This is a genomic window from Ramlibacter tataouinensis TTB310 (genome assembly GCF_000215705.1).
GTDB lineage: Bacteria > Pseudomonadota > Gammaproteobacteria > Burkholderiales > Burkholderiaceae_C > Ramlibacter > Ramlibacter tataouinensis.
The window spans coordinates 650942-666527 of the sequence record NC_015677.1; the positions used below are offsets into that span (position 1 = coordinate 650942).

Sequence of the window (15586 nt, forward strand, 5' to 3'; positions counted from 1 at the left end):
AAGACGCCAGCGACTACACGCACGCCGGCACCAACAGAATGGGAAAGAGCTGCCAGGTGATCGCGACGCTTGCGATCGCATCGCACCCGATCGTGACCGACATCCTGAAATGCAGGTCGGGAACCCCGTGCTGCTGCCGGTAGCGCCGTGCCGCATGCAGCAAGGTGGCGGCGGCGGCGGCCGCAGTCGCCAACGCAAGCGCCCCCAGGAAAGTTGACCTGGCGCCGGTGCTGGCGGTACCAAGCCCCACTACGCAGGCCACCGCGGCTGCAACATAGACGACCAGGAAGTGAGCCGCCCAGACGAAAAGACCGAAGGCAGGGTCGAGCAGCCGGCCCAGCCCTTCGGCTTTGGCGCGTGCCCTTCCCTTCGCATGGAATCTAAGGGACCACATGCGGGAACGCCGTGATGAGAATGAGCGTGAGCGCTGCCGCCGGCGCGGTGAAGCGCCACCAAAGCAGGCAGAGGTGAAGCGTCAGGCTACGCCACCCATCGAGCATGCCGAGCGCCTGGCGCGCGATGCACCACGGCGCCATCGCGGCGCCGATGGCAACGTGCAACCCCACATGGCCGGCCAGCGTCCACACCGACGCGCCGTAGCTATGGCGCGTCGGATCGATGTCCAGGCTGTTGAGCCACATCCACCCCATGATCAGGGCGCCTGCAGCCAGGACCGCCGCTGCCGCCAGGCTGGCGCTTGCCGCCGACCGGCGATCGCGCTGATTGGAACGAGACGCCGCCTCGAACAGGATCCAGGCGCCAATGACCAAGGCAGCAATGACGGCAGGCCCGAGAAACCCGGGCAGCCGCGATCCATCCGGAGGCCAGGCGACGGGATGCGCTGTCCACAGGAACAGGTAGGCAAAGGCGAAGGAGGCCAGCACGACCGCGTCCGCGATGAGTAGCACCGTCATCCCCCACCAGCCGACGCTGCCGCTGTCGCTGCGATAGAGCGGCAAGGCAAGGCCGCGCCCGGCGTCTGCCGGCTCGCGCGGCAGGCCCTTGTCCATGGACCACAGCCAGTAGAGGTAGGCAGCGGCCGCAACCGCGCCAGCGGCCGAGCCGACGGCCGCGGATTTGACGGTCATGCCCGCGAAGGCGACAGCGGTTGCGGTGGCGGCCAGAAACGGGATCCAGCTGGGACCCGGCAAGCGGATGATCTGCTCCGGCTCGGCGCTTATGGGCGAGGTGGCCAATGCCTCGCGTTCTTGCGTGGGCGCATCCGGCAGGTAGCCGCGACCGGCTAGTTCCTCGTCCTTCAGGGCCTTGTGCTCCCAAAGCGGGTAAAGCGACGTGATCGGCATCAGGCTGCGGAAGCCGTGCGCCGGCTGACCCGACATCCACTCGAGCGTTGGCGCATCCCATGGGTTGTGGCCAGCCTGCTGCCCCGAGCGGCGGTGCCGGACGAAGTCGGCCACGAACACCAGCACCCCCGCCGCAAACAGGAAGGCAAACACCGAGGAGACGAGATTCAGCGTGTTCCACCCAAGGTTGCCTGGATAGGTGTAGATGCGCCGAGGCATGCCGAGCAGGCCGGTGAGATGCATCGGCAGGAACGCGGCGTTGAAGCCGATGAACATGAGCCAGAACGCCCAGCGCCCGAGCCGCTCGGAGAGCATTCGTCCCGTTATCGCCGGGATCCAGTAGTAGAGGGCCGCGAACAGCGGGAACACCATGCCGCCGATGAGCACGTAATGGAAGTGGGCGACGACGAAATAGGTGTCGTGCACCTGCCAGTTGTAGGGCACGGCCGCCACCATCACGCCGGTCAGCCCGCCAATGACGAAGATGAACAGGAAGCCCAGGATGAACAGCATCGGCACGCGCAACACCGGCTTGCCATTCCAGAGTGTCGCGATCCAGGCGAACACCTGGATACCCATCGGGATGGCGATGGCGGAGCTTGCCGCCGAAAAGAAGGAAAGCGACAGCAGCGGCAAGCCCGTCGTGAACATGTGGTGCACCCACAGGCCGAAGCTGAGGAAGCCGACCGCCAGCGCCGCCAGCACCACCCAGCTGTAACCGACCAGCGGCGTGCGCGCGAAGCTGGGCAGCATCATCGAGACCATGCCGGCGGCCGGCAGGAAGATGATGTAGACCTCCGGGTGCGCGAACAACCAGAACAGATGCTGCCACAGGAGCGGCTCGCCGCCCCGGGTTGGGTCGTAGAACGGCATGCCGAAGGCGCGTTCCAGTTCGAGCAGGATATCGGCCGCGATGACCGCCGGCATGCCGACCATGATCATGCCGGCAGTCACCAGCATGTACCAGGCGAAGATCGGCATCTTGCCGAGCGTCATGCCCGGCGCGCGCGTCTTGAGGATCCCGACGATCAGTTCGACGGCCGCAGCGACGGCGGCGATCTCGACGAAACCGAGCCCGAGCACCCAGACATCGGTATTGATCCCGGGCGAATACCTGGCGCCGGTCAAGGGCGGATACATGAACCAGCCACCGTCCGGTGCAACGCCGAGAAACAGGCTGGAGAACACCATCGCGCCGCCGATGGCGTAGCACCAGTACCCGAGGGAGGACAGGCGGGGAAACGGCATGTCGCGCGTGCCGAGCATGCTGGGCAGCAGCAGCACCGCGACAGCCTCGACGATCGGCACCGCGAACAGGAACATCATCACCGTGCCGTGCATGGTGAAGAACTGGTTGTAGGTGGCCGCGTCGAGGAAGGTATTGTTGGGCCAGGCGAGCTGGATGCGCATGAGCAGCGCGAGCACGCCGGCGCCCAGAAAGAACAGGAAGCCGGTGGCGATATACAGGACACCGATGTGCGTGTTGTTGATCTCGGTGAGGAATCCGAACCGTTTCGGCATCGCCCACGCGGCAGCGATCCGTGCGAGACCGTCCGGCCCGCTCGATTGCCGGTAGAGCGGCGGTGTCACGCCGGCCGCCTGCGGGTCGCCCCGGCTGGCTGGCAGTGCTGCTCCGGCGCCGCCCAACGCCGCCGTCATTTCAGCGACTCCAGATAGGCGGCAAGCGCGCGCAGCTCCGGGCCTTCGAGCTGATCGTAGGAGGGCATGGCATTGCCGGGCTTGAGATGCTGGGCGCTGGCGATCCACGCCGCCATATTGCCGACGCCTCCTGGAAGGGTTCCGGCGCCGATCGAGCGGCGGCTACCGATCTGCGTCAGGTCCGGGCCGAGCCTGCCTTCGCTCACGCCGCGCACCGTGTGGCAAGCGCCGCAGCCGGTATGGACGAAAAGATCGCGGCCTTGGCGCAGGTACGCCGTCGGCGGTTCGGGCACGGGCAGTGCAAGCCGTGCCAGCCATGCGTCGAATCCGTCCCGCGGCAAGACAATGACGTCGAGCGCCATGAGCGCATGCTGTGTGCCGCAATATTCGGCGCACTGGCCGCGATAGACGCCCGGCCGGTCGGCCTGGATCACCATGCGGTTGACCCGTCCCGGGATCATGTCGGTCTTGCCGGCGAGGTTCGGGATCCAGAAGCTGTGAATGACATCGGCCGAGTGCAGGAGAAGTTCGACCGGCACCCCGGCCGGCAGATGCAACTCGTTGCCCGAGCGGACCGGCACAGTCCTGTCGCCACGCCGGTAAGACATTTCCCACCACCAGAGATGCCCCGTCACATCGATGGTGAGCCGATCTGCCGACGGCACGCGCGTCTCTTGGCCGGTGCTGAGGACGTAGGGCACGAGCAGCGTCAGCGTCAGCAGCGGCAACGCGACCCCGCCGCCCCACAGGAACAGTTTGTGGTTGACCGGGCGCGCGCGCCGGCGCAGGAACGGCACGAGCATCAGTACGGTGACCAGCAGCGTCACCACGGCCGCTCCGACATACATGATCATTCCGAGCTGGTGGATCGACGCCGCGGAGGGGCCCGCGGGATCGAGCGCCGATTGCTGGCCGGCGCATCCCGCCAATAACAGGGATAGCAGGGCTGGCCACAGCCTCCGTTCAGCGCGCACGCGGTGGCTCCAGGGTGTAGAGGAAGGCAGCGATGTCGCGCGCCTCCTGGTTGTTGAGCCCCACGTCCGGCATGCCCGTTCGCGGCACCAGCGCCGCCGGATCCTGCAGGAAGGTGACCAGCACCTCGGTGTTGTTCGGCAGTTGCCCGGCCAGGAAGCTGCGTCCGGCCAAGCCGCCGAGCGGCGGGCCGACGATGCCGATCGGCCCCCTGATCCCGGGAATGGCATGGCAGGCGGTACAGCCATGCGCACCGCTGGCGACGATGGCGTGCCCGCGCGCGGCGTCCCCAGCGCGCACCGGCCGACTTACCAAAGGCTGCGGCGCTGGTTTGGGCGGCTGCAGGCCCGAGAAATACTGTGCAACGGCCACAACGTCGTCGGCCGTCATCCCTTTGACCGTTGTCGCCATCTGCTGGCCCGCATCATTCTTCCGCGTGCCCTCCTTCCATGCATTCATCGCAGCGACCAGGTAGCCGTGGTCGAGCCCGGCCAGGTACGGGATCGCCGGCGGCTCGCCGACGCCGCCCGGCCCGTGGCAGTTGATGCAGGCCGGCACCTGACGGACGGAATCGCCTTGGGTAGCCAGCACCCTGCCGCGCTCCACCGCCGCGGCCGTGCCAGCAGTCGCAGCGACGCCTGTGGCTGCGGGGGCGTCGAGCCGCGAGTAGTACGCGGCGAAGCTGGCCATGTCTTGCGCGGACATTGCCTTTGCCATGGCCTCCATGACCGGATTGCGCCGGCTGCCATTCGCATAACTGCGAAGCTGCTTCTCGATGTATGGCGCTGACTGCCCGGCAATCCGCGGAGCGCCGTCCCTGCCCTCGCCGGACTCGCCGTGGCAGGCGGCGCAATGCTGGGCAGTGGCAGGGCGTTGCGCCTGCTCCGTCGTTTTCCCGGAGGGCACCACCAGCTGCGCATGTGCCGCCTGCAGCAGCGCCGCCAGCACGCCGGTGGCGAGAAGGTGCGAGGCATTCATCTGGGCACCAGCGGTCCGGGGGACTTCAGGTACTTCCGCACGATCGCGTCCGCAGACCAGTAGGCGAGCGCGCCTACGGTATCGGTGGGGTTGTAGGACCCGTTCTGGGGGAAGTTCGATGCGCCGATCACGAAGACGTTCGAAACATCCCAGCTCTGGAGGTAGCGGTTCACGACGCTGGTGGACGGATCGGTTCCCATGATCGTTCCGCCGGTGTTGTGGGTGGTCTGGTACTCGGTCATGTCATACGGGCGTTTGCGGGGAGCGCCGGTGACCAGCCGGCCACCCATGCTTCTTCCGATCTCGACGGCCTTCTCCGTGCAGTAGGCGGACATCCGAAGGTCGTTCTCGGGAAAATCGAACGTCATCCGCAGCAGCGGCAGGCCCCACGCATCCTTGTAGGTGGGATCGAGATCGAGGTAGTTGTGGCGGGTCGCCACCGAACTGCCGTGGACGTTGATCGTCGAGGTGTGGTTGTAGTGCCTGGCAACGGCCTTCTTCCATGCCGAGCCCCACCTCGGCGTGCCGGGCGGCGTGGGATGGAAGCCGATCGGCCTTCCGTTAGTCATGATCTCGCCGATGTACGCGCCGCCGATGAAGCCCAGGGGCCCATGGTCGAAGTTGTCCCCGGCGAAGTCCGAGATCATGGTGCCGTTCGCGCCCGAGCGCATGAACGGGTTGATGTTGATGCTCTCGTCAAAGAACACCTGCGGATAGCTCATCGTCTGGTAGGCATAGTTGCGGCCCACGACGCCCTTGCCCGTGGCCGGGTCGTAGGGCGCACCGATGCCCGACAGCAGCAGCATGCGGGCATTGTTCTGCGCATACATGCCGACGATGACCAGGCTCGCCGGCTGTTCGACCTCCTCGCCGTTGGGCCCCGCGTAGGTGACGCCGGTGGCGGTTTTCCTGGCGCCGTCGAGGTTGATGCGCAGCACGTTGCAGCCCGTGCGCAGCTCGAAATTCGGGTCTTTCAGAAGCACCGGCAGCAGCACCGTCAGAGGCGTCGACTTGGCAAAGTGCTCGCAGCCGAAGCGCTCGCAGAAGCCGCAGAAGGTGCAGGTCTTGAGGCTCAGCCCTTCGGGATTGGTGTACGGCTGGCTCAGGTTGCACGAGGGCTGGGGATACGTGTGGTACCCCAGGTTGTCGGCTGCCTTGCGGAAGATGGCGGAGCCATAAGGCTCCTTCTGCGGCGGCGTGGGGTACTCGCGTGAGCGCGGGTCCTCGAAGATGTTGCCGCCCGGGATCTTCTTTCCCTGGAGGTTGCCGGCTTTCCCGCTGGTGCCGAGCAGATACTCGAAGCGGTCGAAGTGCGGCTCCAGCTCGGCGGCGGTGACACCCCAGTCCTGGATCGTCACGTCAGCAGGGATGAACTTGCTGCCGTAGCGTTCGATGAGGCGGCTGCGCTGCCTGAAGTCGTCTTCCTGGAAACGGAAGGTCTGCCCGTTCCAATGCACGATCGATCCGCCGAGTCCGCTGCCGGGCAGAAAGCTCTCCCAGCGCCGCACGGGCAACGCCGTCCCCCGCGAGGTATGCCGGAAGGTGAGCGTCTCCTTGGCGTTGTCCGACATCAGCGCCTTGCGCACCGCGTAGCGCAGCTCGTCATGGACCTGGGGCCCCTGGAAGTCGGGAACGGTGTCGCGTGCTTCGCCGCGCTCGAGCCCGACCACCTTCAGGCCCGCACGCGTCAATTCACGGCCCAGCAGCGTCCCGACCAGGCCCACGCCGATCAGGACTGCATCCACTTCGGGGCGACGGGCGGCCATGGGTCACCTTCCTTTCGCCGCGGCCGGCGGGGAGCTCACCGGGTGCAGGTGGACGGTTCCGCCCGCGTCCTGGCCGAGACTCATCGGGGGGCGGGTGAAACGGATGCCGTGCTGGTCCACGAACTCGTAGTAGTTGGCGTAGGCACCCGGAAAACCGACCAGCTTCCAGCCGACCATGTCCTTGTTGCCGCCATAGACGGGATCGGCAAAAAAGCCTTCGACCGTCATGTCCAGCAGCAGCTGGAAGAACACGTCCGACGGTACGCCGCCCAGGTCGCGCGGCTCGTTCTCAAGCGAACGCAGATACGCATCCTGCTCCTGGGGCTCGAGCTTTGACAGCTTGCCCCGGTTCGACTTGCCCACGTCAGCGGCAATCGCGCGAAGCGAATTCTTGAAAAGCTCCGCCGGCGTGAAGGGCAGCTGGTAACCCTGCTCGGGTGTTCCAGCGAGCCAAGGTCCGCTGCGGTACATCCGCCCTCCGGCGCCCCACGCCCCCGCAAGCTGCCGGTCGATGTAAGCGGGAACCTCTGCTTCGAGCGCGCCCGGCCCGGCGTCATCCGCCGGAATCAGGCGGGCAACGGCAGCTTCAACGAAGGCGGCATCCTCCGCATTGAAAAAAAGGTACGGCGGGCGCGGATTTGCGGCTTGCGGTGGCGGGCGTTCACAGCCGGGAACAACGACCGCGGTCGCGGCCACACCGACGCCTTTGAGGAATGATCGTCGCGGTATTCTTTCCATCGGGTCTCCGGACTCCCTTTCACAACTGACAGCGCATGCCTGATGCCTGTTAAACCGCGAGCGGACCGCTGATCGCGGCAGTGGCGGTTCCGGATACCGAAGGCATTCATAGCTGGCTCTTTGCCCGCCGCAGTGGCGGGGGCACTCGGCGCAGTCGGTAAATTCAAAGCTTTCCATGCGTCACTGGCGGGATGTTTTCCGTTCCTGCTGGAAAGTTGTCCTTAGCTGCTAGGCACGCAGCCTGCCCCGCGCTGGAGAACGCGACGACTCCAAAGGTCATGACACCACTGCAGGTGCGCAAGTACCCGAACGCCCGGGTGACGGCCTCCTCAGGACAGCGGGACTGGCCCGGCCTGCTCGCCGAGCTGCTCGAGCATCCTGCAGGCCGCATCGCGTCTTTTGCGGCAACCATGACGGAACTGACCGTCGTGCTCCAGGGCAGCGCATCGGTGCGCCGGCAATTGGACGGCGCGCGGCCTCAGAGGATCGACGCGGCGCCGGGGGCGATGTGGCTCACCCCCGCCGGCGTCCGGGAAGACTTCGTCGAGTTCGAAAGCGCGGTGGCGCAAGTCCTTCACATCTATCTCACTCGGGATCGCTTCCGGTGCGTGTGTCCGAGGTCATGGCCGTGCAGCATGGCCATCGCAACCTTGCGGCGTGATGCGCCTTTTGGCGATCCCCTGCTCGAGGAGATCGCCCGCGTCATCTCCGCCGAGCTACAGGCTCAGTCCGGCGAGGCGCGTCTGCTGACCGAGCCCTTGAGCCTGTGTCTTGCGGCACGTCTTCTGCACGACCACACCGATGCGCAACCCGATGGGATGTCCATCCAGCAAGCGTCCGGGCTGGAGGCACGCCGTCTTGCACGGGTGAGGGAACATGTTGCGGCCCATCTCGACCACGATCTCAGCGTCGCTGAGCTTGCCAAGGTTGCCTGTCTGAGCCCGTCCCGCTTCGCGCACGGCTTTAAGACTTCGACCGGCGAATCGCCACAGCAGTACGTGAGCGCCCAACGACTGGAGCGCGCCAGGACCTTGCTCTGCAACAGCAGGCTGCCTCTGGCCGAGATTGCCCGTGTGTGTGGTTTTTCCAGCCAGGCGAGCTTCACCAAAGCCTTCGTGCGTGCCACCTCCCAACCCCCGGGCCGATACCGCGCGGACCATCGAGACAGGTGCCTGGCCGGATCGCCCGGTGCGCGATCAGCAGGCTCTTCAAACGTTCAGCTTTCGTGGTCAACGGCATCAGCAGCCGGTGCGTCGGCGACACGGGTCCGCGGAACATCCGCGGGTGAGCGCAGTCAGACGCTTAAGCCAGAGCATGGCCAGCTCATTACGCGGCATCGCTTCACCTGGAGAACCGCAATGGATCCGATTCGCACCGTGCTAGCCGCCACCGATTTCTCTTTGGGAGCCCGGTGGGCGACCAGCCGGGCAGCCCAGCTTGCAGCGGCGCATCAGGCCGCGCTGAACCTGGTGCATGTGGTCGAGCCTGATGGATTCCTGGCGGTGCGGGACTTCGTGGCTGGCAGCGACCTGCAGGCGCGGGTCGAGGAGCAGGGCAGGATGGAACTGGCGGCGCTGGCCGAAACGGTGACCCGGCACCATTCGCTGCCAGTGCACACGCTGCTTCGCACCGGCCGGCCGCTGGAGGAACTGAGCGCCGCCGCCAGCAGCGCAGACGTGGTGGTGCTTGGCGCGCAAGGCAGCCACCCCGTCCGCCAGTTCGCGCTCGGCTCGACCGCCGACCGGCTGTCGCGCCTCACCCACCGGCCGTTGCTGGTGGTCCGCAGCGAGCCGGACGGCGGCTACTGCCGCGTCCTGGTCGCGGTCGACTTCTCGGAAGCTTCGAGGCAGGCGTTGCAGGCGGCGCTGCGACTGGCACCCGACGCGACGTTGCACCTGGTGCACTGTTTCGACGTGCCGTTCGAAGGCTGGCTGCGCATGGCCGGCACGGCCGACCAGCAGATCGAGGCCTGCCGCGCCCGCAGCCGGGCGCGCGCCATGGAGCAGTGCCAGGCGCTGCTGGCGCAGCTGGGAGGCGGCACCCGGGCCAGCGCTTCGGTTCGGCAGGGCGACGCCCGGCTCGAACTGCTGGCCGCAGCAGATGAGGAAAAGGCCGACCTGATCGCAGTCGGCAAGCAAGGCCAGGCCTTGGTGGCAGACACGCTGCTCGGCAGCGTCACCTCGTGGGTGCTCCGCGAAGCGAGCTGCGACGTGCTGATGGTGCCGTCGAAGGCGCCGGCCAGCGCGTAGCGCCTCGGCGCCGATGAAGCCGGTCGATCCTGAAAGCTGCTTTGGTGCATCACCCGATAAACTCGCCCGCTCATGATCCCCGCCGACATCACGCCGCTGGAGACTCGACAGTTCGAGCTCGTCATCCGAAGGAGCGGCGCCAACCCGGCCGCGTTCGAGCTGCGCAAGTTCAGGTCCCTGGCCGGCACCGGTTACAAGGTCCGCGTGGTCGGGCGGGGAGCCGCCACGGTCTACGAGATGGACGACCCGACCTCCTGGATCGGGCCTTTCTCCCAGGATGTCGAGAAAGGGCTGTTCGGGACCGATGCCGAGGTGGCGCTGCCCCCGGCGGTGGCCAGCGGCCTGGCTGAAGTGGAAAAGGGCCTGGCACGCAAAGGCTTGCCGGGCGCGCTCGCCATCCTGAACCGGCGGGTGCCGCATCGATTCACCGCGGTGTACCGCCTGGAGGGGCAGTTCCTGCACAACGTCGCGGCAGTGGACAAGCACCTCCACCTGGAGCCCCTGGACCTGAAGGTCGTCCCGTTCAAGGACAGCTTCTGCCAGTTCGTGCTGAGGGACGGCCTTTTCCTCACCCGGGATTCCGGGACGGACACCCGCCTGAGCGGCCATCCGTACCGCGGCGTGATGGGGTGTTATGTCGGCGTGCCCATCCGCGAGCGACAGGGCCGGCTGGCCGGCACCTTGTGCCACTTCGACCTGGACAGCCACGACATCGAGGACGACGAGTACCTGCTGCTGGACCGGGCGGCAAAGCTGATGCCGGCGTTCCTGGGCCCGTGAAGCCTGCATCCGGTCCGGGGCTGGTCACGCCCGAGCGCTTCATCGCCGACGCGCTCCAGAACCGCCACGTTCGGGCCATTCTTGCGCGATGGGAGCGGCTGGAGCTGCAGGACGGGTGGCTGGTGGCGGGCTGCCTGTTCCAGACCGTCTGGAACCTGCTGGACGGTGGGCCGGCCGAGGCCGGCATCAAGGACTACGACATCTTCTACTTCGACGACTCGGACCTGGGCGAGGCGGCAGAGGTGCGTGTGCAGGACCGTGTCTCCTGCGTCCTGTCGGACCTGGGCATCGTGGTGGAGGCGACCAACCAGGCACGCGTGCACCTCTGGTACGAGCAGCACTTCGGCCATCCCTATCCCCGGCTGTCCGATTCCCGCGAGGGCATCGAGCTGTATGCGCCCCATGGCCTGGACATGCTCTACCAGGGCATCCTCACGCCCAACACGCTGACGGACCACCGGCTCTTGTTCCGGCGGAAGGCGGCTTCCTACCGTGGGCGATGGCCGTGGCTGAAGGTGGTGGAGCCGTCATAGACCGCACGCCTTCGGCGCGCCAGGCTGAACATCCCGAGTACTGCCGATGCTGTGTCGAACATGGACTACCACCGTAGGTCGTTCCCCTCGGACATAAGCGCCAAAACCACACAGCGCGAACTCGGGCGTCCTCCTACCCTCCCGGTTTCGCAACAGCCCGGAGTCTCGATGTAGTGAGAGACAAAGGGTGCCATTGGCATTTGAAGGAGAACCTCCATGGAAGATCGTGACATCAAGAAGGGTACTGGCGCTGGCGCAGCAGTCGGAGCCGCCGCGGGCGGTGTGGCCGGCGGCGCGGCTGCAGGCGCGGCGGTGGGGGGCGTGACCGGCCCGGTGGGCGCGGCGCTGGGTGCCGCCGTCGGCGCAGGACTGGGGGCGGTGACCGGAGGGACAGCCGCCGCCACCGACGACGGGCTGTCGCGCGACAACGGATCCATTCACACCGTCATCGGTGCGTTCGATGACGCGTCCAGCGCACAGCGCGCGGTCGAGCGGCTGGTGCAAGCCGGTTTCCAACGCGACGACGTTCATCTCCAGCATCAGCAGGGCAGTGAGTTGACCGGGCAGCAGCGCGAGGTCGACGCGCCGATGAAAAGGCGAGGCTTTTTCGCCAGCCTGTTCGGCATGGACGATGCCGAAGATCGCCGGGTGCAGCAGAACCCTTATGCCGAGCATGCCTACACCTACGACGAAGCGGTCCGGCGCGGCAGTGCCGTCGTGGTGGTCGATGTGCAGGACGAGCCGCAAGCCGACCAGGCTGCCGCCTTGCTGCATGAGCTGGGCGCGGTGGACGTGGACGAGCGCTCCAAGCAGTGGCGCGCCGAAGGCTGGCAGCCGCCGCAGCTGGGAGTCCAGCAGAACGTGGCAAGGAGCGATGGCCAGGACAAGGTGCTCGACGTCGTGGAGGAACAGCTTCAAGTTGGCAAGCGCGCCCTGGACCGCGGCGGCGTGCGCGTCGTCCAGCGCGTGTCGTCCAAGCCGGTGCGCGAGCTGATCCGCCTGCGCGAGGAGCACGCGGTCGTGGAGCGCCGTGCCGTCAACCGTCCTGCGACCGGCGAGGAACTGTCGAACTTCAGGGAAAGCGCGGTGGAAGTGCGCGAGATGGTGGAACAGCCCGTGGTCGCCAAGACCGCCCGCGTGGTGGAAGAGGTCGTGGTGGGCAAGGAAGTGCGCGAGCGCGAAGAGGTCGTCGAAGACACCGTGCGGCGCAAGGACGTGGTGGTCGAGCGTGTCGCCGGGCAGGCCGGCCGCGACACGGCGCGCGAGCGTGCTGCGGCCGCGGACGAGTCTCCCCTGGCCACGCGCAAGAGCGGTGGCACGGACAAGCCGACGCTGTAAGCGGATGGTTGCCCGACTTTTTGTTCCTGAAGGAAACCGTAATGCCTAAGACGACTGTAAAAACCACGAGCGGTGACACCGCCGTGTCCCTTATCCCGTCCATGCCCAATGGCCTGGCTGCCGAAGAGGGCGGCGGCATGCCCGCGCCCATGCTCGACGAACCCGCGAGCGCTGACGCGCTCGCGCCAAAGGTGGCCGCTGTGCGCGAGCGCATCCACAGCTTCGCCGGCATGGTGCACCAGGCCATCGACAAGCTGGAGCAGAAGCTGAACTCGACGGGCGAGAGCGTGACGACCGCCCAGGCCAGATACAGCGGCCAGGCGCGGCAGTATGGAGAAAAGCTGGGCGGGCAGATCAGCGCCCGGCCGCTGCAGTCCGCCGGCATGGCGCTGGGCGCCGGCGTGATCCTCAGCAAGGTGTTGTTCAGGCGCGCGCCGAAGGTGCGCGTGGTCAAGGTGCCTGTGCATACCCCTTCGCCCCCGGTTGTGAGCCACTCTCCTGACCGGCGCGCCACGCGCTGGATGCACGAAGCCGGTGCCGGCATGCGGCGTTTGGGCGCGCTCGGGCAGGAGGCGGTGGGGCGGATGGGGGCGGCCGCCGGCCTGGGCCTGGCCGGCACCAAGGCGACCTCGTCCACGTTGAGGCACAAAGCCAGTACCTGGCCCCTGCAGATGCGGCTTGCAGGCCAGCGCTTGCTGGCCGGCTCGCAGGGGTACGGCACCTTGGCACGCGCGAAAGTGCAGGCGCATCCCGTGATCGGGATCGGCGCCGTGCTCGGCGTCGGCATGCTGTTGAGAACGGTCTGGCTGCAGCGTCGGCGTCCGGCGCCCGACACGGCGTACGTCAGCGTCGATGCGGATGGCAACGGGGTCGCCTGGGGGCGGGAGCCGCTGGATGTCCAATCCCGCGCGCGGGGCATGATTTCATCCCGCCCTGCGACGTCCGCCGTGGTGCTGCTGGGCCTCGGCGCGCTGGTCGGCCTGCTGTTGAAGCGACGGTAAGTCAGGCGGCCGCCGCTGCGGCGGCCGCCGAGGCCGGCCAGGACCTCCGCAACCCCAGCTTGCGCCGCAACGCGTCCTGATACTCCCAATCAGCGGCGCAGTCGCTGTCGCAGAACAGGCGCTCTTCGAAAACCTGTTCGTTGCCGCAGTTGTGGCAAAGCCCCCTGGGCTGCAGCGCGCCTGATCGGCGGCGCTGCGCGGCCAGGGCCTGCGTCAGGTAACGCTGCTCAGAATCGAATGCGAGATCGGCTTCATCGGCCATGCGATGCTCCCATGACGGTGAGAGCCGATTCTTCCGCACGGACGCCGGGCTGCCGCTTCGGGTGCGCCAAGTTCTGCTGTAGGACTTCGGCCTGCCGTTGAGCCAGCGCCTGTGAAAGGTCTCGTAGGCGCCGGTCAGCCGAACGTGAACGCATAAGCCTCGATTCCCGGCTTCTCGAACTCGACTTCGAAGACCCGGTCATGGATCGGCCCAGGCTGCCGGACCAGCTGGTAGAGCCTGTGTTCGGCGAGCACGCCCCGGCCCTGGGCATCGATGTCGGCGCCGTGGGCAGGCCCGGGCGGCTGCCCGTCGAGCCGCACCCGGAACGGCACGGGCTTGCCTGGCGCCGCAGGGCCCATCACCAGATGGACATCCCGGGCGTGGAAGCTGTGCACGATGCGTCCGTGCGCCCCGTCGAGCAGCGCCGCTTCGCGCCCGACCGTCCAGTCGCCGGCGAGTGCCCAGGTGTCCGGCCGCAAGCGGTCGGGCGCCGCGTAGCGCGCGGTCCGGCCCAGCACCATCCCCCCGGCAGAAGCGAAGTTCGCCGCGCGGTCGCGGCCGACGTAGGTCTCCGGCGTTCGCAGGTGGGCCCAGTCGGCTGGGGCCTGGCTGCCGGTGCCGGTCACGCGGACCGGATCCATCGGCACGTCCTTCGCCCCGGCTTCCATCAAGAGCTGCTGGATGACCTTTTCGGAGCGTTCGAAGTCCCCCTCCCCGAAGTGATGGTGGCGGATCCTCCCCCGCGCATCGACGAAGTAGAGCGCCGGCCAGTACCTGTTGCCGAACGCATCCCAGACCGCGCGCCTGCTGTCCACCGCGATGGGGTAATCGATCCTGAATTGCGCCGCCGCCTGCCGAACCCGGTCGACGTCCTTCTCGAAGCTGAACTCCGGCGTGTGCACGCCGATGACGACCAGCCCGCGGTCCTGGTACCTGTCGGCCCATGCGCGCACGTGGGGCAGCGTGCGCTGCCAGTTGATGCACGAGTAGGTCCAGAAGTCGACCAGCACCACCTTGCCGCGCAGCGCCTGGGCAGTGAGCGGACTCGAGTTCAGCCACCCGACCGCCCCGTCCAGGGAGGGCATGGCGCGTGCCGCATGCAGCCGGGAAGGGCTCCACAGGACGCACGCGGCAGCGGCCACGGCCAGGGTGCGGCGCGGAATGTTGCCGGGGGTCGCGGCAGGACTAAGGGTCATGGTCATCGCCTCCAGGAACGAGGGATGTCCACGATAGGCCGGACCCCGCACGACATCAAGTACCCCGATGCCGGCATCGGGGCAGGCCAGCCGTCCCGTCCTGATCAATGCACGGGCATCCTCGAGAAGCAGGTCTTAGCGCCGCGGCCTCATGCTCGCCGTCAGGCGCACCGTCAGCTGCTGCGGCTCGCTGCCTGCCGCCACGGCCTGCGGCGGCAGGTCGAACAGCTGGTCGGCGGACCAGACCCGCACCTGGGCGGCTCCCGCGGGCAGGTCGTCGAAGGTCGCCTTGCCGTCCGCCTGGGTCAGCCTGGTCCAGGGCGAGTCGGTCACGTACACATGGCCGCGCATGGACTGGTGGATGTGGCAGCTCAGCGCCAAAGGTCCCGCCTTGGTCATCGCCACCTGCTCGGCCGAAGCCGGCTTGCCCGCCACCTTGCCGTCCAGGCGCAGCACGAAGCCGTCCGTGTCCTTGGCGGTGAATTGCGCGGCACCCGCCGGGACGCCGCGCACGTGGTGGTCGAATGCATCGTCGTTGACGAAATTCACCCGGGCGCCGACCGGCACGATGGTCACCGCCGGTACGAAGCGCATCCTGGCCTGGCTGACGGTGGCGGAAGCGGGCAGCTCCTGGCGCGGCTGGCCCCTGGCCGTGGTGGTGACCACCACCACCGCGTCGGGCACGGGCTTGCCGTCCTTGTCGACGACGTTCACGGAGAGGGTGCGGGCCATGCCCCAGCCGTGCACGCACAGCAGGGCGGTGCCTGCCAGCATGGCAAGTGTCTTGTTCATCGGGATGTCCTCGGGTTG

At 67.4% G+C, this 15586-nt stretch carries 14 protein-coding genes; 5 read left to right on the forward strand and 9 right to left on the reverse strand.

The window, feature by feature from the left end:
• Nucleotides 1–13 precede the first annotated feature (13 nt).
• Genes RTA_RS20915 through RTA_RS03210 form a run of 6 tightly spaced genes read right to left on the reverse strand, consistent with a single transcriptional unit; the run spans nucleotide 14 to nucleotide 7375 of the window.
• Nucleotides 14–394: a hypothetical protein gene (locus tag RTA_RS20915; protein WP_041674999.1), complete on the reverse strand. Its 381-nt coding sequence runs from the start codon at nucleotides 392–394 to the stop codon at nucleotides 14–16.
• Complete coding sequence (gene ctaD / locus RTA_RS03190) at nucleotides 381–2963, reverse strand: cytochrome c oxidase subunit I (RefSeq protein WP_013899936.1); 2583 nt, start codon at nucleotides 2961–2963, stop codon at nucleotides 381–383. The genes RTA_RS20915 and ctaD overlap by 14 nt, the downstream gene beginning before the upstream one ends.
• The gene (gene coxB / locus RTA_RS03195; RefSeq protein WP_081466198.1) at nucleotides 2960–3937 is read right to left on the reverse strand and encodes a cytochrome c oxidase subunit II; all 978 of its coding nucleotides are present in this window, start codon (nucleotides 3935–3937) and stop codon (nucleotides 2960–2962) included. Before coxB ends, ctaD begins: the two co-directional genes overlap by 4 nt.
• Nucleotides 3927–4913 carry a c-type cytochrome gene (locus RTA_RS19620; RefSeq protein ID WP_013899938.1) on the reverse strand — a complete coding sequence of 329 codons (987 nt, stop codon included), beginning with the start codon at nucleotides 4911–4913 and terminating at the stop codon, nucleotides 3927–3929. The genes coxB and RTA_RS19620 overlap by 11 nt, the downstream gene beginning before the upstream one ends.
• Entirely contained in the window at nucleotides 4910–6679 is a 1770-nt protein-coding gene (locus tag RTA_RS03205; protein ID WP_013899939.1) for a GMC family oxidoreductase, read from the reverse strand. Before RTA_RS03205 ends, RTA_RS19620 begins: the two co-directional genes overlap by 4 nt.
• Nucleotides 6680–6682: 3 nt before the next feature.
• On the reverse strand, nucleotides 6683–7375 hold the full coding sequence (locus RTA_RS03210) for a gluconate 2-dehydrogenase subunit 3 family protein (RefSeq protein ID WP_264362255.1): 693 nt from the start codon (nucleotides 7373–7375) through the stop codon (nucleotides 6683–6685).
• 320 nt (nucleotides 7376–7695) lie between these two features.
• On the opposite strand from RTA_RS03210, the gene RTA_RS20070 reads away from it, so the two are divergent.
• The 5 genes from RTA_RS20070 to RTA_RS03240 all read left to right on the forward strand — a co-directional run bounded on the left by RTA_RS20070 (nucleotide 7696) and on the right by RTA_RS03240 (nucleotide 13318).
• Nucleotides 7696–9666, forward strand: a complete 1971-nt coding sequence (locus RTA_RS20070) for a universal stress protein (protein ID WP_013899941.1) — start codon at nucleotides 7696–7698, stop codon at nucleotides 9664–9666.
• A gap of 72 nt (nucleotides 9667–9738) precedes the next feature.
• Nucleotides 9739–10446: a hypothetical protein gene (locus RTA_RS19625; protein ID WP_013899942.1), complete on the forward strand. Its 708-nt coding sequence runs from the start codon at nucleotides 9739–9741 to the stop codon at nucleotides 10444–10446.
• Nucleotides 10443–10979: a nucleotidyltransferase family protein gene (locus tag RTA_RS03230; protein WP_013899943.1), complete on the forward strand. Its 537-nt coding sequence runs from the start codon at nucleotides 10443–10445 to the stop codon at nucleotides 10977–10979. The genes RTA_RS19625 and RTA_RS03230 overlap by 4 nt, the downstream gene beginning before the upstream one ends.
• A gap of 216 nt (nucleotides 10980–11195) precedes the next feature.
• Nucleotides 11196–12317: a YsnF/AvaK domain-containing protein gene (locus tag RTA_RS03235; RefSeq protein WP_013899944.1), complete on the forward strand. Its 1122-nt coding sequence runs from the start codon at nucleotides 11196–11198 to the stop codon at nucleotides 12315–12317.
• A 41-nt stretch (nucleotides 12318–12358) separates the two neighbouring features.
• A complete protein-coding gene (locus RTA_RS03240; RefSeq protein ID WP_041675002.1) occupies nucleotides 12359–13318 on the forward strand; it encodes a hypothetical protein in 960 nt (319 codons plus the stop codon).
• A gap of 1 nt (nucleotide 13319) precedes the next feature.
• Here RTA_RS03240 and RTA_RS03245 read toward each other — a convergent pair whose 3' ends face one another.
• The 3 genes from RTA_RS03245 to RTA_RS03255 form a co-directional block, all read right to left on the reverse strand.
• Complete coding sequence (locus RTA_RS03245; protein WP_013899946.1) at nucleotides 13320–13580, reverse strand: hypothetical protein; 261 nt, start codon at nucleotides 13578–13580, stop codon at nucleotides 13320–13322.
• Between the two features lie 134 nt (nucleotides 13581–13714).
• Complete coding sequence (locus RTA_RS03250; protein WP_049871210.1) at nucleotides 13715–14782, reverse strand: thioredoxin family protein; 1068 nt, start codon at nucleotides 14780–14782, stop codon at nucleotides 13715–13717.
• 129 nt (nucleotides 14783–14911) lie between these two features.
• A complete protein-coding gene (locus RTA_RS03255) occupies nucleotides 14912–15568 on the reverse strand; it encodes a cupredoxin domain-containing protein (RefSeq protein ID WP_013899948.1) in 657 nt (218 codons plus the stop codon).
• Nucleotides 15569–15586: the final 18 nt, after the last annotated feature.